Annotated in this window: 16 protein-coding genes; 5 read left to right on the plus strand and 11 right to left on the minus strand. The window is 68.2% G+C overall.

Translation table 11 applies throughout. The features are described from left to right. Positions 1 to 2: 2 nt before the first annotated feature. The 4 genes from DAT37_RS34390 to DAT37_RS34405 are packed head-to-tail and all read right to left on the minus strand — an operon-like array spanning position 3 to position 6,589. Positions 3 to 2,069 (minus strand): acetyl/propionyl/methylcrotonyl-CoA carboxylase subunit alpha, encoded by a 2,067-nt coding sequence (locus DAT37_RS34390; RefSeq protein WP_109529166.1) that lies wholly within the window; start codon positions 2,067 to 2,069, stop codon positions 3 to 5. A gap of 8 nt (positions 2,070 to 2,077) precedes the next feature. Further along, on the minus strand, positions 2,078 to 3,676 hold the full coding sequence (locus DAT37_RS34395) for an acyl-CoA carboxylase subunit beta (RefSeq protein WP_109529023.1): 1,599 nt from the start codon (positions 3,674 to 3,676) through the stop codon (positions 2,078 to 2,080). Next, positions 3,673 to 4,821 carry an acyl-CoA dehydrogenase family protein gene (locus tag DAT37_RS34400; RefSeq protein WP_109529167.1) on the minus strand — a complete coding sequence of 383 codons (1,149 nt, stop codon included), beginning with the start codon at positions 4,819 to 4,821 and terminating at the stop codon, positions 3,673 to 3,675. The genes DAT37_RS34395 and DAT37_RS34400 overlap by 4 nt, the downstream gene beginning before the upstream one ends. Positions 4,822 to 4,873: 52 nt before the next feature. Continuing rightward, positions 4,874 to 6,589, minus strand: coding sequence for an acyclic terpene utilization AtuA family protein (locus DAT37_RS34405; protein ID WP_109529024.1), 1,716 nt, complete (start codon positions 6,587 to 6,589; stop codon positions 4,874 to 4,876). Positions 6,590 to 6,715: 126 nt separating this feature from the next. Here DAT37_RS34405 and DAT37_RS34410 point away from each other — a divergent pair, with 126 nt between their 5' ends. Continuing rightward, positions 6,716 to 6,946 (plus strand): hypothetical protein, encoded by a 231-nt coding sequence (locus tag DAT37_RS34410; RefSeq protein WP_109529025.1) that lies wholly within the window; start codon positions 6,716 to 6,718, stop codon positions 6,944 to 6,946. Positions 6,947 to 6,949: 3 nt separating this feature from the next. On the opposite strand, the gene DAT37_RS34415 is transcribed toward DAT37_RS34410, so the two are convergent. From DAT37_RS34415 to DAT37_RS34440, 6 genes are all read right to left on the minus strand, one after another. After that, positions 6,950 to 7,714, minus strand: coding sequence for an adenylate/guanylate cyclase domain-containing protein (locus tag DAT37_RS34415; RefSeq protein ID WP_232840190.1), 765 nt, complete (start codon positions 7,712 to 7,714; stop codon positions 6,950 to 6,952). 530 nt (positions 7,715 to 8,244) lie between these two features. Next, positions 8,245 to 9,060 (minus strand): ABC transporter permease, encoded by an 816-nt coding sequence (locus tag DAT37_RS34420; RefSeq protein WP_109529026.1) that lies wholly within the window; start codon positions 9,058 to 9,060, stop codon positions 8,245 to 8,247. After that, complete coding sequence (locus tag DAT37_RS34425; protein ID WP_109529169.1) at positions 9,060 to 10,004, minus strand: ABC transporter ATP-binding protein; 945 nt, start codon at positions 10,002 to 10,004, stop codon at positions 9,060 to 9,062. The genes DAT37_RS34420 and DAT37_RS34425 overlap by 1 nt, the downstream gene beginning before the upstream one ends. 122 nt (positions 10,005 to 10,126) lie before the next feature. Further along, positions 10,127 to 12,739 carry a serine/threonine-protein kinase gene (locus DAT37_RS34430; RefSeq protein ID WP_232840169.1) on the minus strand — a complete coding sequence of 871 codons (2,613 nt, stop codon included), beginning with the start codon at positions 12,737 to 12,739 and terminating at the stop codon, positions 10,127 to 10,129. 6 nt (positions 12,740 to 12,745) lie between these two features. Then, the gene (locus DAT37_RS34435) at positions 12,746 to 13,711 is read right to left on the minus strand and encodes a glutamate ABC transporter substrate-binding protein (protein ID WP_109529027.1); all 966 of its coding nucleotides are present in this window, start codon (positions 13,709 to 13,711) and stop codon (positions 12,746 to 12,748) included. Next, positions 13,708 to 15,087, minus strand: coding sequence for a hypothetical protein (locus DAT37_RS34440; RefSeq protein WP_109529028.1), 1,380 nt, complete (start codon positions 15,085 to 15,087; stop codon positions 13,708 to 13,710). Before DAT37_RS34440 ends, DAT37_RS34435 begins: the two co-directional genes overlap by 4 nt. A gap of 138 nt (positions 15,088 to 15,225) precedes the next feature. On the opposite strand from DAT37_RS34440, the gene DAT37_RS34445 reads away from it, so the two are divergent. Continuing rightward, positions 15,226 to 15,936: an NUDIX domain-containing protein gene (locus DAT37_RS34445; protein ID WP_109529029.1), complete on the plus strand. Its 711-nt coding sequence runs from the start codon at positions 15,226 to 15,228 to the stop codon at positions 15,934 to 15,936. Between the two features lie 80 nt (positions 15,937 to 16,016). On the opposite strand, the gene thiE is transcribed toward DAT37_RS34445, so the two are convergent. Beyond that, positions 16,017 to 16,715, minus strand: a complete 699-nt coding sequence (gene thiE / locus DAT37_RS34450; protein ID WP_109529030.1) for a thiamine phosphate synthase — start codon at positions 16,713 to 16,715, stop codon at positions 16,017 to 16,019. Between the two features lie 65 nt (positions 16,716 to 16,780). On the opposite strand from thiE, the gene thiO reads away from it, so the two are divergent. From thiO to thiG, 3 genes are read left to right on the plus strand one after another with little or no spacing between them, the layout of a single operon-like run. Continuing rightward, a complete protein-coding gene (gene thiO, locus DAT37_RS34455; protein ID WP_198654584.1) occupies positions 16,781 to 17,890 on the plus strand; it encodes a glycine oxidase ThiO in 1,110 nt (369 codons plus the stop codon). Further along, the gene (gene thiS, locus DAT37_RS34460; RefSeq protein ID WP_109529031.1) at positions 17,887 to 18,105 is read left to right on the plus strand and encodes a sulfur carrier protein ThiS; all 219 of its coding nucleotides are present in this window, start codon (positions 17,887 to 17,889) and stop codon (positions 18,103 to 18,105) included. The genes thiO and thiS overlap by 4 nt, the downstream gene beginning before the upstream one ends. Further along, on the plus strand, positions 18,098 to 18,868 hold the full coding sequence (gene thiG / locus DAT37_RS34465) for a thiazole synthase (protein WP_109529032.1): 771 nt from the start codon (positions 18,098 to 18,100) through the stop codon (positions 18,866 to 18,868). Before thiS ends, thiG begins: the two co-directional genes overlap by 8 nt. Position 18,869 lies beyond the last annotated feature (1 nt).

Here is an 18,869-nt window from a genome sequence, read left to right on the forward strand (position 1 = left end):
GCTCAGTGCTCCTGAATCGCGGTGGTCGACACCGCGGTGGTCGATTCGGCGTTCGCGGACGCCTCTTCGGGGTCGACGACCGCGAGGACGGTCCCGATGTCGACCTGCTGGCCGACGCTGACATTGAGTGCGCTCAGCACACCCGCGGCGGGCGCGGCGATGGTGTGCTCCATCTTCATCGCCTCCAGCCACAGGATCGGCTGCCCCCGCGTGACCGTGCTGCCGACCTCCGGGCCGATCCTGATGACACTGCCCGGCATCGGAGCGAGCAGCGAGCCGGTGGCCACCTGATCCGACGGATCGCTGAAGCGCGGCAACCTACGCACCGCGACCGGCCCCAGCGCGGAATCGACGCACACCAGATCGTCGTAACGCGCGATCGCGAATTGCCTGCGCACCGGGCCCCGTTCGCCCGGAACCGACAGCACCACCCGCTCCGGAGTCGCCTCGATCAGTACCAGGCCGTCGTGGCCGTCCACCGTGACGGCACCGCCACGATCGAAGCGGTAGCCCACCTCGTGGATCGCGCCGTCGCGCGTCTCGTAGGACTTGCGCTGCGATTGCGCGGGCAGGTTGCGCCAACCGCTGGGCAGGCCGCCGCCCACCCGTGCCGCGCGGCGATTGGCGGCGGCCTCGGCGAGCGCGGCCGCCACGATCGACAACGCCTCGTCGGTCTCCGACACCAGCGGGGCCGCGAGCGCGTCCAGTCCGTGGGTGGTGAAGAACGCGGTGTCGGTATCTCCGGCGAGGAAGGCCGGGTGCCGCAACACTCGGACGAGCAGATCGCGGTTGGTCACCAGGCCGTGGATCCGTGCGCGTCGCAGTGCGGTCGCGAGCAGTCGCGCTGCCTCGGAACGGGTTTCGCCGTAGGAGATGACCTTGGCCAGCATCGGATCGTAGTGCACACCGACCACCGAACCGTCGACGACACCGCTGTCCAACCGGACACCCGGACGCTCCAGCAGCCCGAATTCGGTGACGACTTGCGGGATTTCGATGCTATGCACGGTCCCGCTCTGCGGCTGCCACTCCGTCGCCGGATCCTCTGCGTAGAGCCGGACCTCGATCGAATGTCCGCGCAGGGCAGGCGCTTCGGCGGGCAGCGCGCCACCGGCGGCGACCTCGAGCTGCCAGCGCACCAGGTCGGCACCGATGGTGCATTCGGTGACCGGATGTTCCACCTGTAGACGGGTGTTCATCTCGAGGAAGAAGAAATCCCCCGCCTCGTCGGCCAGGAATTCCACGGTGCCCGCGCCGGTGTAGCCGATGGCTCCCGCGGCCAGCCGCGCCGCCTCGAACAGTCGCTCCCGCATCCCGACGACCCGTTCGACCAGCGGCGAGGGTGCTTCCTCGACGACCTTCTGGTGACGGCGCTGGATCGAGCATTCCCGTTCGCCCACCGCCAGGATGACACCGTGCGTATCGGCCATGACCTGGACTTCGATATGCCTGCCGGTCTCCAGATAGCGCTCACAGAACACCGTCGGATCACCGAAGGCCGATTCGGCCTCGCGCCGCGCCGCCGCGATCTGCGGTTCCAGATCGGCGAGGGCCCGCACCACGCGCATACCGCGTCCGCCGCCGCCCGCCGACGCTTTGATCAGCACCGGCAACTGCGCCTCGGTGACCTCGGAAGGATCCAGTTCGGCCAGCACGGGCACGCCCGCCGCGTCCATCATCTTCTTGGACGCGACCTTGGAACCCATCTGCTCGATGGCCTCCACGGGTGGTCCGATCCAGATCAATCCCGCGGCCAGCACGGCGCGGGCGAATTCGGCGTTCTCCGAGAGGAATCCGTAGCCGGGATGGATGGCGTCGGCACCGGCGGCGAAGGCCGCCTCGATGATCAGGTCACCGCGCAGGTAGGTCTCGCCGGGAGTATTACCCGGTAGCCGCACGGCGGCGTCGGCCTCGGCGACATGGGGCGCGTCGGCGTCGGCGTCGGAATACACCGCGACGGTACCGAGGCCCATCCGACGACAGGTGGCGAAGACCCGGCGCGCGATCTCGCCCCGGTTGGCGACCAGGACGCAGGTGAGCTCACCCGAATCGCTGTGTGCTGCGGTCATCGTCGGCCTCACATCCGGAAGACGCCGAAGCCGTCGGCGCCTTCGATCGGGGCATTGTGGATGGCCGACAGGGCCATACCCAATACCGTTCGGGTGTCGCGCGGGTCGATCACGCCGTCGTCGTAGAGCCGTCCCGACATGAACATCGGCAGTGATTCGGCCTCGATCTGCGCCTCGATCATGGCGCGCATCCCGGCGTCGGCCTCCTCGTCGAAGGGCATACCCCGGGCCTCGGTCGCCGCCCTGCCGACGATGGAGACGACGCCCGCGAGTTGCGCGGCGCCCATCACGGCGGATTTCGCACTGGGCCAGGCGAAGACGAAACGCGGATCGTAGGCCCGACCGCACATGCCGTAATGCCCCGCGCCGTAGGAGGCGCCCATCAGCAGCGAGATATGCGGCACCCTGGAATTGGAGACCGCGTTGATCATCATCGCGCCGTGTTTGATGATGCCCTTCTGCTCGAATTCCTTGCCGACCATGTAGCCGGTGGTGTTGTGCAGGAACAGCAGTGGCGTGTCCTTCTGATTCGCCAGCTGGATGAATTGCGCGGCCTTCTGCGCCTCCTCGGAGAACAGCACGCCGCGCGCGTTGGCGAGGATGCCCACCGGGTAGCCGTGCAATTCGGCCCATCCGGTGACCAGGCTGCTGCCGTAGAGGGGTTTGAACTCGTCGAAATCCGACCCGTCGACCACGCGGGCGATCACCTCGCGCGGATCGAAGGGAATCTTCAGATCCGACGGCACGATGCCGAGCAGTTCTTCCTGGTCGAACAGCGGCTCGATGACCTCCGCGCGCGGGCTCGGCCCCTTCTTGGTCCAGTTCAACCGCCGCACGATCGAGCGGCCGATGCGAATCGCGTCCTGTTCGTCGGCGGCCAGATAATCGGCCAGTCCCGAAACGCGCGCGTGCATCTCCGCACCGCCGAGGGATTCGTCGTCGGATTCCTCACCGGTCGCCATCTTGACCAGCGGCGGTCCACCGAGGAAAACCTTGGACCGCTCCTTGATCATGACCGTGTAATCGGACATGCCGGGGATATAGGCCCCGCCCGCGGTGGAATTGCCGAAGACCAGCGCGATCGTCGGAATGCCCGCCGCCGACAGCCGGGTCAGATCGCGGAACATCCGTCCACCGGGGACGAAGACCTCTTTCTGGGTCGGCAGGTCCGCGCCGCCGGATTCGACGAGCCCGATGACCGGGAGCCGGTTCTCCATCGCAATATCGTTGATACGCAAGTTTTTTCGCAGCGTCCACGGATTGGACGTGCCGCCGCGCACGGTCGGATCGGGGGCGACGATGACGCATTCGACCCCTTCGACGACGCCGATTCCCGCGATGACGCTCGCGCCGACGTGGAATTCACTGCCCCAGGCCGCGAGCGGGCACAGTTCCAGGAACGGGGAATCCTCGTCGATGAGCAGTTCGATGCGTTCGCGGGCGGTGAGTTTGCCGCGTTTGCGGTGCCTGGCGAGTTTGTCGGCGCCGCCACCGGCGATCGCCTTGGCGAATTCCGCCTCGATCTCGGTGAGTTTGACCGTCATCGCCTCGGCCGCCGCGCCGTATTCCGGCGAGGCGCTGTCGAGGGTGCTGCGCAACGTGCTCAAGACTGGTACCCCAATCGCTTTGCCGCCAATCCGGTGAGGATTTCGGTGGTGCCGCCGCCGATTCCGAGGATGCGGATATCGCGGTACTGCCGCTCCACCTCGGATTCGCGCATGTAGCCGAGTCCGCCGAAGAGTTGGACGGCCTGGTTTCCGACCCATTCCGCCGCTTCGACCGCCGTGTTCTTGGCGAAGCACACCTCGGCGATCAGATCCGTTTCGCCCTCGGCGCTGCGCTTGGCCACGTCCCTGGTGTAAACCCGTGCCACATCGACGCGCCGCGCCATCTCGGTGACCGTGTTCTGCACGGACTGCCTGCTGATCAGCGGCCTGCCGAAGGTCTCGCGAGCACGCACCCATTCCAGGGTCAGATCGAGGCAGCGCTGCGCCTGCGAATACGCCTGCACGGCGAGGCCGACGCGCTCGCTGACGAAAGCGCCCGCGATCTGGAAGAACCCGGAATTCTCCGGGCCGACCAGATTCTCCACCGGAACCCGCACGTCCACGTAGGACAATTCGGCGGTATCGGAGGCGCGCCAGCCCATTTTGTCCAGCTTGCGGCTGACCGTGAATCCGGGCGTGCCCTTCTCCACCACGAGCAGCGAGATCCCGCCCGAGCCCGGCCCGCCGGTGCGGACCGCGGTGACGACGAAATCGGCGCGGCATCCCGAGGTGATGTAGGTCTTCGCGCCGTTGACGATGTAGTGGTCCCCGTCGCGGCGCGCCGTGGTGGTCAGGTGGCCCACGTCGGAGCCGCCGCCGGGTTCGGTGATGGCGAGCGAGCCGATCTTCTCCCCGGCGAGGGTGGGCCGGGCGAAACGCTCGATCAGGTCCTCGTCACCGGTGGCGATGATGTGCGGCACCGCGATACCGCAGGTGAACAGCGAGGCGAAAAGTCCGCCCGAACCGCCCGCCTGGTGCAGCTCCTCGCAGACGATCATGGCGTCGATGCCGTCGCCGCCGGAACCGCCGACCGCCTCGGGGAACTGGATGCCGAGCAGTCCGAGCGCGCCCGCCTTCTTGTGCAGCTCACGGGGAATTTCGCCGTCGCGCTCCCAGTCGTCGAGGTAGGGCAGCACTTCCCGCTCCGCGAAACCCCTGACGGTGGCGCGCAATTCGCGCCGTTCGGGGGTGTTCCACGGGCTCACCACAGGCCGGCCGATCGCCGGGCCCGCGTCGAAACGCCTCGCGATATCGGATTCATGGCAGTAACTCCAAAGGGATATCGATATGCCGGGAGCGCAGCCATTCGCCGAGCCCCTTCGCCTGCGGGTCGAAACGGGCCTGATAGGCCACGCCCGCACCGAGCAGACCGGAGATGATGAAATTGACGGCGCGCAGATTGGGCAGCGCGTGCCGGGTGACGGTGAGCGAACGCGTTTCGGGCAGAAGCTCTTTCAGCCGCTCGACGGTCAGCGCGTGTGCCAGCCAGCGCCACTGTTCGTCGGTGCGCACCCAGACGCCGACATTCGCGTCACCGCCCTTGTCGCCGCTGCGCGCCAACGCGATGGCGCCGAGCGGAACGCGACGGAACTCCTTCGCCGGCAACGGTTCCGGCAGCTCGGGGGTTTCCACGTCCTGGAGCGCACGGGTCTGCTCGGACGCCGTGATCTGCACGCGACTGCCATCGGGCAGCACCGCGATATGGGGCACCTCGGCGGCGTCCACATAGCCGGGCCGGTACACGCCGTACGGCGCGCCGTTTCCCGGCACGCTCGTGAAACTGCATCCCGGATAGCTGGCGAGCGCGAGTTCCACCGCGACGCCGGAGAAGGCGCGGCCGACCTTGTTCGGGTCGGGATCGCGGACCACGCAGCGCAACAGCGCGCTGGCCTGCTCCTCGGTCTCGGCGTCCGGACGGTCCAACCTGGCGAGCGTCCACTCCAATTCGGCGGGTCGCTCGGGCAGCCAGGATTCCAGCTGTCGTCGCGCCAGTGCCGCTTTCGCCTCGATGTCGAGGCCGGTCAGGATGAATTCCATCTCGTTGCGGAAGCCGCCGAGGGTATTGAGCGAGACCTTCAGCCGCGGCGGCGGCGCCTCGCCGATGACACCGCTGATCAGCACCCTATCCGTCCCCACCGGGGCGAGTTCGACGGTGTCGAGCCGCGCGGTGACATCGGGGCCCGCGTAGCGCGCGCCCTGGATCTCGTACATCAGCTGCGCCGCGACGGTGTCGACGGTGACCGCGCCGCCGGTGCCGTCGTGTTTGGTGACGACACTGCTTCCGTCCCGGCGGATCTCGGCGATCGGGAAACCCGGGCGACCGAGATCGGCGAGTTCGGTGAAGAAGGCGAAATTGCCGCCGGTGGCCTGGGTGCCGCATTCGATGACGTGTCCGGCCACCACCGCGCCCGCGAGCGCGTCGTAATCGGTTCGGCCCCAGCCGAAATGCGCCGCGGCCGGTCCGACGACGACGGAGGCGTCGGTGACCCGGCCGGTGACCACGATATCCGCGCCCGACTCCAGACATGTCGCGATACCCCACGCGCCGAGGTAGGCGTTGGCCGTCAGCGGTGCGCCGAGGCCGAGTTCGTCGGTGCGCCCGAGCAGATCGTCACCTTCGACGTAGGCGATCCGCGCGTCGAACCCGAGATCGGCGACCACCTTGCGCAGTTTCTCCGCCAGCCCGGCCGGATTCAGACCGCCCGCGTTGGTGACGATGCGTACCCCGCGTTCCAGCGCGAGCCCCAGGCAATCCTTGATCTGGGTGACGAAGGTTTTGGCATAGCCGAGGCCGGGATCCTTCATCCGGTCCCGGCCCAGGATCAGCATGGTGAGTTCGGCGAGGTAATCGCCGGTGAGCACGTCGAGCTGCCCACCTTCGAGCATCTCCCGCATCGCACCGAGCCGATCACCGTAGAAACCGGAACAGTTGCCGATTCGGATCACATCCGGATCGGCGGCCAGCATACTCATGAGCTGGAGGCCTCCCTGTGCGGCGAACCGTCCGCACGCGGCCGCATTACCGCGCCGGAGGTGTTCGCGTTCCGATGACCAGCATCACATCCGGCACAGAAAAAATCAAGCTTGCGTGCTTGTTAAATGAACCCGCAGTTCAGCGGCACTTTTTCCGGGCCGGTGCAGGTACCGCACAGCCGCACGGGCAAGATGGGCGCCATGTCGGGCGAAGTCACCGTGATCCTGTTGCTCGCACTGTCCGGCTTTCTGCTCGGCGGCGCGTACTCGCTGTGGAAGACCACGCGCCCGCTCGCCATCGCGCTCGCCGTCTGCGGAGCACTCGCGGCGGGCGCGGCGATCGTCTGGTGGCTCTGAGCCTCAGCCGCGCGACAGCCGGAAGATCCGCAGATCCTCCGGCACGCCGCTCATCGGAGCCGCGAAGAAGCTACGACGATACGGTTTGACCCCCATCCCGAGCTGGGCCAGGGTTTCCGGCCGCAGCGCGTCCAGGGTCGCCTCCGACAGCATGGTGTGACCGTTGCCGCCCGCCTCCATGACCCGGGCCGCGATGGTGACGTCCACCCCGAGCCAATCGCCGCCGATCTCGCGCGGTGAACCGGTGTGCAGGCCGACGCGCATCCTCGGCGTATAGCCGCCGACCTCGACCTTCTCCAGATTGCGCTTGGCCTGGATCGCGGCGCCGACCGCGCGGTCGGGCGAATCGAATACCGCCATCACACCGTCACCCATGCGCTTGACGACGTGACCGCCGCGGTCGGCGATCGGCGGCTCGATGGCCTTGGCGACCCCGCGAAGCAGTTCCAACGTCGCCCCGTCACCGGCGGACAGCGACCACTTGGAGAAAGCGACCAGGTCGGTAAACATAACAGTTACTTCTTCGCTACCTTTTCCGCGACCGACCCTCTCCAACATCGCCTGCCAGATCTGCAACGCGCCGAAGCCGATCTCCCGGGCCGCGCTGGGCGTATCGCCGACGATCCGGTCCGCGGCACGAGCCACCGCGCGCGCCCCGCCCGGACCCGAAACCGACAGCGGGTCACCGAAAGCGGGGTCGCCGGGAAGTTGTTCACGCGCCTTGCGCAGCGCGTCGATCAGATCGGGACGCTGATTCGCCGCGTTCATCAGCGTGGAGAACTGCGCGCGTCGAAAACTTTGCGTCGACCTGCGGGAATTCGGAATCTCGTCGGCAGGCGTCAAGGGAATCACTACCTCGGGCGCGATCTCGTCGCGCTTCCCCGTCTCCGGCACGGACTCCGCACCGCCGGAAGGTGTCTCGCTCACGGAGCGAGCGTAGCCCAGCCGACCGTCGGTCGGCCGATTACCGATCATCGCCACCGGACACCTCTCTATCGCACGGAGCGAGCACATCGTTGGGTCCGCCGATGGATAACGTGAAGGTTGCTGACACGATGCTACAGGCCACCCGACACGCTTAACAGTACCGTCAGTCACAGTTATCAAGGAATTCACGCGCCGACGACCGTGTGCAGCGAAAAACCGGCCCGGCGCGAAGGAGAAGTTCGCACCGGGCCGGTAGCGCATCGACCACCGGGCAGTGGTGGGCGCTGCGATCGGAGTCCGGAAACCTCCCGACAAGGTCCGGACCCCGGCACCCGAGTGGCGAGGGAGTGCGACTCGGGTAGTTCCAGGAATCAGGCGTCGCGCTGATTCACCAAGTAGATGGCCGCGCCGAAGATCAGCGCGACGACGGCCGCGAAGTAGAGCAGGCCACCCCAGGGTCCCCAGTGCCAGGGCAGGGTGTTGTCGGCGGTACCGATGAAACGTCCCGCGTTCTGAAAAGGCAGGAACACTTTGATGTTGCGGCCGGTCTCGCCGAACGCGCCGACGATCGGCTCCACCAGCACGGGCCACACGATCAACAGTGACAGCGCACCCGCCGACTGCCGGATCAGCGCTCCGACCCCCACCGACAGGAAGACCACGAGCACCACGAAGACCGGCACCGCGTAGAACACCTTGTTGTCACCGTCGGACAGACTGAGGAAACGGCCCGCGTCGTTGCCGATCAGCGCCTTGAAGATGAAGAAACTGACGAAGGTGAGAACCGCGGAAAGCAATGCCGCGACCACGCCGATCAGTCCCGCTTTGGCGAACAGCACCGACGCCCGGTTGGGCAGCGCGAGAAATGTGGCTTTGATGGTGCCGAAGCGGTACTCGCTGGTCACAGCCAGAGCCGCCAGAATCATCACCAGGATGTACCCGAATCCCGGGAATCCGTCGGCGACACCGGTGATACCGAGTCCCGCGATCGCGTTGTCCGGATACGGATTGGTCGTCGCGGGCTGTTTACCCTCGGCGATATCCTGGTTGAACTGCTCGACACCGAGTTTCAGCACCAGGCTGAAAAGCACCGCGATCCCGAGTGTCGCCACCACGAACAGCGCCGTGCACCACCACGGCGACCGCGTCGAGGTCAGTTTGATCCGTTCCGCCGCCAATACGCCCATCAGAGCGCACCTCCCATCACCTGGTCGACACCCTCACCGTGGTACTGCACCGCACCGCCGGTCATCCGCATGAACGCCTCCTCCAGCGAGGCCCGCTGCGGCGACAGTTCGAACAGCGTGATGTCGTTCGCCCCCGCCAGTTTGCCCACGTCGTCGCTGCTGACATTCGCCACGATCAGCGCGGGACCTTCCTTGCCCTGGCCGTCCTCCTTGACCGTCATCCCGTTCGAGGTCAGCAGGCTGCGCAATTGGTCGAGTTGCGGACTGCGCACGCGCACAGCCATTTCCGAGGACCGTTCGATGAATTCCTTGGTCGTGGTGTCGGCCATCAACTGACCGCGCCCGATGACGACCAGATGTTCGGCGGTCTGCGCCATCTCCGAGAGCAGATGGCTCGATACCAGTACCGTGCGCCCCTCGGCGGCCAGACGCTGCATGAACCGGCGGATCCACAGGATCCCCTCCGGATCGAGGCCGTTCACCGGCTCGTCGAACAGCAGCACCTTCGGATCACCCAGCAGCGCGCCTGCCAAGCCGAGCCGCTGCGCCATGCCGAGCGAGAATCCGCCCGCGCTCTTGCCCGCCACCTCCGAGAGGCCGACCAGCCGCAGCACTTCCTCGACCCGGGATTTCGCGATTCCGTTCGAGGCCGCCAGCCACTGGAGATGCGCGCGCGCCGAGCGATTCGGATGCACCCATTTCGCGTCCAGTAGCGCACCGACCTCGTTCAACGGGTGGTCCAGCTCCCGATACGCCTTGCCATTGATGAGCGCGACCCCCGAGCTGGGCTTGTCCAGCCCGAGAATCATTCGCATGGTCGTCGATTTACCGGCGCCGTTCGGTCCCAGAAACCCCGTCACCTGTCCAGGACGGACGGTGAAGGAGAGATCCTGAACCGCGACGGTCTGCCCGTAATGCTTGGTCAGGCCCCTCAGCTCGATCATGCCCCCCAGCATTGCGCATCGCGCCCGCCCGAGCGTCACCAGAAGGTGTTCTCTTGGGTCATCCTCAGGGATGAGATCCCGTGGGTATCACCCCGGAGCATTTCCGTCGCTCGGCAGAGCGTTCAGAACCAGGATTGGGCTCGGATGGTGTTGGCGAGGTCGACGAGGGCGTAGCGGTGGGCGCGGGCGGGGGCGCCGCGGGCGAGGGCGCGCAGGCCGGATTCGGTGCCCTCGCGCAGGTGGCGTTCGGTGAAGGGGGCGCCGAAGAGGCCGGGTGTGTCGGATTTCGGGGTGTTGCCCGCTTGCAGCCAGGCCAGGGCGGCGCCGAGGACCAGTACTTTCAGCTGGGTCGCGCGGTGTTCGCCCGCGGGCAGGGATTCGACTCGGGCGGCGGCGATGCGCAGGGTGGATTCGTCCAGATCGGCGATCGGGCCCGCGGTCAGCATCAGCCAGACCGCGGTCAGGCGGGCGGTGGTGTAGTGCCGCGAGGAGGCGGGGACCTCGTCGAGTGCCGCGACCGCCTCGGGAACGTCGGCGTTGCCAGCGAGCTGGCGGGCGAGGCCGAAGGCGGCGCTCACCACGGCGCGGTCGGTACGCCATACCGTGTCGTAGAACTTCTCGGCGTAGGCGCGCCACTGTTCGGGATCTTCCGAATCCCATTGTTGCAGAACCAGTTCTGCGGTGGCCGCGAGCGCGAGTTTGGGTGCTATCTCGCCGGGGAGCACGCGCAGCACCTCGTCGAAGGCCGCGAAGGCGTGTTCGTAGTTCTGTTCCCGCAACTCGGCCTGGCCGACGTACCAGTCGATGCGCCAATCGGTTTCGGTCAGTCCGCGCAGCAGGTAACGGGCCTCGGCGGTGTCGCCCAGTTCCAGCCGCGCCTTCGCCTCGGCCAGTGACAATTCCAGATCCAGCGTCTCGGGGGCGTTGTCGGGATCGGCGGCGGCGCGCTCGCGGACCTCCTCCAGGGCGGACAGCGCCTGTCTCGGATCGGGTTGCACCGCGGCGGCGAGCAACAGGGCGGACGGGTCGGACGGGTCGAGCAGCGGAACAGGCAGCGCGGCGACGATATCGCTCGCGTTCATCAGCGCGCTGCGGCCGATGCCGTCGGCATAGGCGTCGGTCTGGGCGATGAGTTCGTCGGTGCCGAAACTTCCACGCTGTGGACTGAAGACTGTGGACAACTGTGGATGTTCGGCGCCGGTGTCCATCGCGAGGACTTCGCGCAGCACGCCCGCCAATTGCGCGGCCATGGCCCGGGCGGAGGGGAAGCGCCGATCGGGGTCCGGATCGGTCGCGGTCAGCAGCAATCGATGGAAGAACTCGTAGCGCAGCAGGGCCGGATGCCCGGACGGGTCGGGAATATGGTCGGCGTAGCGGCCGTGCTCCATCGGCATGTTCAGGCTGAGCACGGCGAGCATTCGTCCGACCGTGTAGATGTCGGAGGCGACGGTCGGGCCGGTCTTGCCGATCTCTGGAGCCTGGAAACCTTTGGTGCCGTACAGATTTCCGTAGGCCTCGATGGTCGCGACCGCGCCGAGGTCGATCAGCTTCACCTGATCCTCGGTCACCATCACGTTATCGGGTTTGAGGTCGTTGTAGGTGAGGCCGATGGAATGCAGATATTCCAGCGCGGGCAGGATTTCCAGCACGTAGGCGATGGCCTCGGCCACCGGCATCCGATCCGGTTTGCGATAGGTGTCGAGGATCGTGCGCAGCGAGCGTCCGCCGACGTATTCCATCACGATGAAACCGACGGGCGTGCCGTCCGGGGTCGCGTGTTCGACGAAGTTGTGGATCTTGACGATGCTGGGATGGGCGACCTCGGCGAGGAACTGACGTTCCGCGACCGCGACGGCCTGCGCCTCGGCGTCCCCCGCGTGCAGCAAGCCTTTGAGGACGACCCAGCGGTCGCTCACATTGCGGTCGATCGCCAGGTAGATCCAGCCGAGACCGCCGTGGGCGATACAGCCCTGGACCTCGTACTGTCCCGACACCATATCGCCCGGTCGCAGCGAAGGCCGGAAATCATAAGGGGCTTGGCAGGTTTCGCAGACGCCGACGGTATTTGCCGGATGGGCGGCCGTGGTGCGTCCCACCGGATTGCCGCAACGCCAGCAGAAACGTTTGCCCTCGGCGACCATGGGATCGGCGAGGACCGCGGCCAAGGGGTCGGCGGGTGCGACGGCGGGAATCGTCACCAGGCCCGCGCCCAACCTGCGGACCGTCGGGCGCGATCTGGCGGTGCGGACGCTGCGTCCCGAGGTACGCAGGGCCGCACCGGAATCGGCGGTGGGTACCCCCGCGCCGGAATCGGTGGGAACCGACGGAGGGACGACATCCGGGTCGGTCTCCGACGATCCCTCCCGTCCTCGCGACGCGGGCGCAGCGGCTCCGAAGACCGCGACGGTCGGTTGTGCGGGGTCGTTCGACGACGCGGCTTCCGACTCCCGGGGCGCGGCGACCGTGCCCCGCTCTTGCGCACCGGCCGGTTCCGCACCCGACCTCTGCACCGCCACGGTGGCGTTCGGATCACCCGGCTCGGCCCAGAATCCGAGGTAGAGCGGTTGCGTCGCTTCCGTCGGATCCGGGAATTGCTGCTCGGCGGGGGTTTCCGGCTCGGGTGTCGAATCCATGTGTCCGGCGACCACGTCGGACCAGCGGATGGTCGGAACGGCGTGTTCGGAGTCGTCGCGGCTCTCGCCGGGGTCAGGCAGGTCGGGTCGCTGTTCGCTCATCACCGTTCAGTCCTGATACGCGGGGGCGGGTGGGCCGGGAACATCGCCGAGGACCGAGAGCCAGCGCCGGTAGAGCCGATCCCAGGTGCCGTCGTTGCGGATCCGTTCCAGTGTGGCGTTCACGAAACGCACCAGATCGTCGGCGCCTTTGGGAATTCCGATGCCGTAGGGCTCGGCGCTGAAACTCGCGCCGACCAGTTCGGTGTAGGGGTCCTGGGCCGCGAGGCCAGCCAGGATCGCGTCGTCGGTGCTGACCGCGTCGACCTGGCGCTGTTGGAGGACGACCAGGCAGTCGGCCCAGGTCGGCACGGTGAGGATGGTGGCGGCGGGCTGTTCACGGCGGATCCGGTCGAGCGAGGTGGTGCCGCGCACGACGCACACCCGTTTGCCCGCGAGATCGGCGAGGCCGCCGATTCCGGAATTCTTCATCGCGAGCACCCGCTGACCGGCTTTCAGGTAGACGGTGGAGAATTCCACGCGCTGACGTCGCTCGCAGGTGATGGTCATGGTCTTGGCGACGATGTCCACACTGTGATTCTGCAGGGCGCTCTCGCGTTCGGCCGATCCGAGACTGCGGTACTCGACCAGATCCGGGCTGCCGAGTAGATCGCGGGCGACCTCGCGCGCGATATCGGCGTCGAAGCCGACGATGGCGCCGGTGAGCGGATCACGGAAGCTGAAGAGGTTACTGCCCGCGTCCAATCCGACGACGAGGCGACCGCGGGCGCGAATGGCGTCCAGGGTCGCGCCGCGCTCCGAGCCGTTGGGACGCAAACTCGCGGTCGGGTCGGTGCACGGGATATCGGGCGAGGGCGGCAGCGGCATATCCGTCAGCACCGGAACGGCGTCGGCGGGCAGCGGGGGTTCGGTGTAGTCGCCGGAGCGGCCGGGCGCGTCGGGTGCGTTACCCGCGCAGCCGCTCAACAGCGCGGCCACGGCGAGGGCGGCCAGCAGGCCGCGCACCCGGTTCACCGGTACTCCCGCAGTCGCGGCCACAGGCCGATCAGCACGTAGCCCGCGGCGGCTATGCCGAGTACCTGCGCGCCGGGCGCGAGGAAACCCAGAATTCCGGTGGCGCGGGAGATGTTGGCGCGCAACGTATTCCTCGTCTCAGTGATTCCGTCGTCGAGTGCGCGATCGAGTGCGGCGACCTGCGCGGCGGAGTCCGCGGCGCCGGGGCCGGTCGCGACCGCGGCCGCGCCCTGGAAATCACCGCGTGCCAGCGTCTCGTTCATGCGCTGATGGGCCGCGCGCCAGCGGTCGAGTGCGGCGCGGGCGTCGCGTACCTCGTCGGCGGCGGGCGCGTCACCCGGATATCCGACGAGCAGTTCCTCCAGGCGGGCCGTGCCGAGGTCGTAGACGCGGTCGTAGTCGCCGGTCGCGTCGCGGCGCACCAATTTCAGGGTTTCGGCCGAACGGGCCTGCTGGGTCAGGATGCGACTCTCGGCCAGCCGGGAGGAAGGCACCGCGCCGTCGTCTCGGCCGTGGATCATCGCCGCCGCCGAGACCGAACCGGCGATCACGGTCCACGCCAACAGGATCAGCATCGCGCCGGAGGAGAGCAGCAGTCCGGCGTTGAACGTCCGGTGCCACCGTTTGGCCACATCGACCTGGGCCCATACCAATACGCCCGCGGCGAGGACGAGGAGCACGATCGCCGTCCACGGCGGGCGCACGTGATGACGCTGGGCGGCGTCGACCGCGTCGGAGCGGTGATCGTGCAGTTCCTCGGCCATCGGCAGCAGCGTCGTCTGCATCTGATTGGACGCTTCGCTCAGATACGCCGCGCCGACCGGGTTTCCGATGCGGTTGTTGGTGCGGGCGGTCTCGACGAGGCCGGTGTAGACGGGCAGGCCGGTAGCGATTCCGGTCCGCAGCCGGACGTCGGCGGAGGTGTCGGAGATCGCGCCCGCGGCGTGGCCGGACTGGGTGATCAGTTCCGCCGCGGCCTCGCCGACGGCCTGTGAGTACCTGTCGCGCACCACTTCCGGCTCGACCCCGCCCGCGATGAAGGCCGTGCTCGCGGCGGCGTCGGCGATCGACAGGGTCGTGTAGAGGCGATGGGCGGAATGGGCGTCGGGTTCGGTGTCGTCGAGCAACACCTCGAGCGACTGCTGACGCTCACCGACCGCCCCCGCCGTGAGGACGCCCGCGGCGAGGCACAATCCGATCAGGAGCAATCCCAGGGCAATCAGACGGGCGGGAGAGGACTGCGCGAAGAATCGTAGATCGACCGCGTCCAACTGTCGGCGCAGCGCCACCGCCTGCGGCCCACCGAAGTGCTTGCGCGCCGATTCGGCACCGACCGACGGTGGCCGCGAGGCCGCCGGTTGCTCGGTCCGAGCCATGTGCACCTCCGGGTCCGCGCCCCATGTGGACGCCTGCGTCGCAGTTTATTGTTGTTCTACCGGTGCCGCGGCGTGTGAGACACCCCCGGGTAGGCAGTGCGGTGGAACACGGCAGCGGCTGGATGAGGATGGATAGCGATGCGTGGTGACGGTGACGGATGGTCGCGGGACCCGGACGGTAAACGGTACTGGGGCCGATACGGCGCTGCCGGATTGTTGCTGCGGGCCCCGCTCGGCGGCGGCGGTGTCGCGGTACTGCTCCAGCACCGCGCCCCGTGGAGCCATCAGGGCGGCACCTGGGCGCTGCCCGGCGGCGCGCTCGACAGTCACGAGACGCCGATGAAGGCCGCCGTGCGCGAGGCATGGGAAGAAGCGGGCATCGAGCCGGAGGTGGTCCGGGTGCGCGGCGAGCGCGTGACGGCGATGGCGCCGGGCGGCTGGATCTACACCACGGTCGTCGCCGACACCACGACAACACTGTCCACCAGCCTCAACCGTGAGAGCACGGCCCTGGCCTGGGTGCCGGAGGACGAGGTCGCCGACCGGCCGCTGCATCCCGGTTTCGCGGCCGCCTGGCCCGCGCTGCGTGCCGCGCCCGCCCGCGTGTGCCTGGACGGTTACGCGGACGCCGTCACCCTCGCGAGCGCCCTCCCGCGCGTCGTGGATCTGGCCGAACAGGGCTTCGTCTGGCTGCATTCGGATCCGGACGGACCCGGTGCCGACGCCGAGATCGTGGACGGGGTTGCTGCCGAGATGTCCACGATCGGCGGTGCGGGGTCCGATTCGTCGGATTTCTCGGAGAGTGCGGGATCGGCGCTGTCGCTGACACGCGAACAAGTGCTGTCCTGAGCGACGCGACGGCGGCCGTGTCGACGTCGACACGGCCGCGCCCCCGCCCCCGGCGAACTCGAACGGGGACACCGAGGGATTCAGGCGTTCTCCAGCAGCGCGATCTTCAGTTCGCGGGCGGCGGCCTCCGGATCGCGCGCCTCGGTGATGGCGCGCACGACCACGATCCGGTCCGCGCCCGCTTCGAGTAGTTCGGGTAGTCGTCCGGCGTCGATCCCGCCGATGGCGAACCAGGGCCGGGTCGGATGCGCGTCGGCCGTGGAGCGGATCAGGTCCAGACTCGCGGGCTGGCGCCCGGGCTTGGTCGGCGTCGCCCAGACCGGGCCGGTGCAGAAGTAGTCGATGTGATCGTCGATGGCGGCCAGTCCGGCCTGGTTCCTGTTGTGGGTGGAGCGCCCGATCACCACATCCGGCCCGACGATGCGGCGGGCGTAGTAGGGCGGCAGATCCCCCTGACCGAGATGCAGCACGTCCGCGCCCGCTGCCAGCGCGATATCGGCGCGATCGTTCACCGCGACAAGTCCGCCGTGTCTGCGCGCGGCCGATTTCAATTCCGCCAGCGCACCGAGCTCGGCCTTGGCCTCCAGCGGCCCGAATTTCGCCTCACCGGGCGAACCCTTGTCGCGCAACTGGATGATGTCGACGCCGCCCGCGAACGCCGCGTCGGCGAACTTGGCCAGATCACCCCGGTCCCGCCGCGCGTCCGTGCAGAGATAGAGCCGCGCGGTCGCCAGACGTTCCCTCGGCGGCAAGGGTCGGTTGGGGTGGGAGGGTTGCACGCCCTCGACCGTAGCCGCGCTACCGTGGGGATGCGAACACGGAGGTCAGAAGGCAGGTGAGAATAGTGCGGACGCTGGCCGTAGTCGGTGGTGGCGCCATCGGTCTGGCCATCGCGTGGCGCGCGGCCGAGTCGGGCTGGTCGGTCACCCTGTTCGATCCCGCCGTCGGCTCCGGAGCCTCCTGGGTGGCCGGTGGCATGCTCGCCCCGCTGTCGGAAGGCTGGCCCGGCGAGGATCGGGTGCTGGAGTTCGGGGCCGCGTCCCTGAACCGCTGGCCGGATTTCGCCGCGCGTCTGGAGACCGCGACCGGGGTACGGGTTTTCGTGGCCGACGAGACGCTGACCGTCGCACTCGACACCGCCGACGTCGCCGACCTGCGCACCGTCGCCGAATGGGTCGGCGGGCACGGCCACGATATGCGCGTACTCGACCGTCGGCAGGTCCGCGCCGCCGAACCCGCGCTCGCCCGCACCGTGCGCGCCGGACTGCTCGCCCCCGCCGAACCCGCCATCGACAACCGGCGGCTGCTCGACGGCCTGCGCCGCGCGTGCGCGGACGCCGGGGTCCGGACGCGCGCCGAGGCCGTCGACGACCTCGACGACCTGCCCTTCGACCAGATCGTGCTCGCCGCGGGTGCGCGGTCGGCGCGACTGCGGCCCGAACTTCCGGTGCGTCCGGTCAAGGGTGAGATCCTGCGCCTGCGTCATCGGCCGGGAGCCGCGCCCGCACCGACCCGTGTCATCCGGGCGCGGGTGCACGGCAGGTCGGTATATCTGGTGCCGCGCGGCGACGGCATCGTCGTCGGGGCGACACAGTACGAGGCCGGTTTCGACACGACCGTCACCGTGGCCGGCGTGCGCGATCTCATCGCCGACGCCGAAGCCGTCGTGCCCGGCATCGGCGAATACGAACTGGCCGAGGCCATCGCGGGCTCGCGTCCGGGAACCCCGGACAATCTGCCGCTGATCGGCAGACTCACCGACCGGATCGTCGCCGCGACCGGCCACGGCCGCAACGGCATGCTCGCGGTCCCGCTCACCGTCGATGCCACCCTCGGCTGGCTGGCGGACGCACCGGTCGCCGAGGCGCTCGCGGCCGACCCACGACGTTTCACCACGGCTACATCGACAACGGCGACCACGCCACCCGTTTCATCGGTAGGAGGAATTCGATGACCGCGACATCAATCCCGATAGGTGTCACCGTGAACGGTGAGGATCACGAATTCGGCGAACCACTCAGTGTCCGTGAACTGCTGACGCGACTGAACCTGCCGAGCAAAGGTGTGGCACTCGCGGTCGACGGGGTGGTCTTCCCCAAGTCCCGCTGGGACGAACCGGTCGGGCGCGGCTGGACCATCGAGGTGCTGACGGCGGTGCAGGGTGGCTGAATCCCTCCGGCTACCGCCCCTGCGCATCGCCGACCGGGATTTCGATTCCCGGCTCATCATGGGCACCGGCGGCGCGGAATCGCTGAGCGTGCTGGAGGAGGCGTTACTCGCCTCCGGCACCGAACTGACCACCGTCGCCATGCGCCGTGTCGACGCGGCGGGCGGCACGGGCGTGCTCGATCTGCTCAAACGACTCGACATCATGCCGCTGCCCAATACCGCGGGCTGTCGGACGGCTGCCGAGGCGGTGCTGACCGCCCGCCTGGCACGCGAGGCGCTCGACACCGAATGGGTCAAACTCGAGGTGATCGCCGACGAGCGCACCCTGCTGCCCGATCCCGTCGAATTGCTCGACGCCGCCGAACAACTCGTCGATGACGAATTCAAGGTCCTGCCCTACACCAGCGACGATCCGGTCCTCGCCCGCCGCCTCGAGGACGCGGGTTGCGTCGCGGTCATGCCGCTCGGCTCCCCCATCGGCACCGGCCTCGGCATCGGCAATCCACACAATATCGAGATGATCGTCGCCGCCGCGGGCGTGCCCGTCATCCTCGACGCGGGCATCGGCACCGCCAGTGACGCCGCCCTGGCCATGGAACTCGGCTGCTCCGCCGTCCTGCTCGCCACCGCCGTCACCCGGGCCAAAGAGCCCGCGATGATGGCCGCGGCCATGGCATCGGCGGTCCGAGCGGGTTACCTGGCCCGCCGCGCGGGACGGATCCCGAAACGCTTCTGGGCGCAGGCTTCCTCACCGGCGCTGTGAA

It is taken from the genome of Nocardia aurea, assembly GCF_003123685.1.
Taxonomy (GTDB): domain Bacteria; phylum Actinomycetota; class Actinomycetes; order Mycobacteriales; family Mycobacteriaceae; genus Nocardia; species Nocardia aurea.

Bases quoted from the DNA above. Each gene is read 5' to 3' on its own strand.
- DAT37_RS34430 (WP_232840169.1), bottom strand. From the start codon at position 12,739: ATGAGCGAACAGCGACCCGACCTGCCTGACCCCGGCGAGAGCCGCGAC.
- DAT37_RS34405 (WP_109529024.1), bottom strand. From the start codon at position 6,589: ATGAGTATGCTGGCCGCCGATCCGGATGTGATCCGAATCGGCAACTGT.
- DAT37_RS34390 (WP_109529166.1), bottom strand. From the start codon at position 2,069: ATGACCGCAGCACACAGCGATTCGGGTGAGCTCACCTGCGTCCTGGTC.
- DAT37_RS34415 (WP_232840190.1), bottom strand. From the start codon at position 7,714: ATGAACGCGGCGAATCAGCGTCCCGATCTGATCGACGCGCTGCGCAAG.
- DAT37_RS34425 (WP_109529169.1), bottom strand. From the start codon at position 10,004: ATGATCGAGCTGAGGGGCCTGACCAAGCATTACGGGCAGACCGTCGCG.
- DAT37_RS34420 (WP_109529026.1), bottom strand. From the start codon at position 9,060: ATGGGCGTATTGGCGGCGGAACGGATCAAACTGACCTCGACGCGGTCG.
- DAT37_RS34440 (WP_109529028.1), bottom strand. From the start codon at position 15,087: ATGGCTCGGACCGAGCAACCGGCGGCCTCGCGGCCACCGTCGGTCGGT.
- DAT37_RS34445 (WP_109529029.1), top strand. From the start codon at position 15,226: ATGCGTGGTGACGGTGACGGATGGTCGCGGGACCCGGACGGTAAACGG.
- thiS (WP_109529031.1), top strand. From the start codon at position 17,887: ATGACCGCGACATCAATCCCGATAGGTGTCACCGTGAACGGTGAGGAT.
- DAT37_RS34410 (WP_109529025.1), top strand. From the start codon at position 6,716: ATGAACCCGCAGTTCAGCGGCACTTTTTCCGGGCCGGTGCAGGTACCG.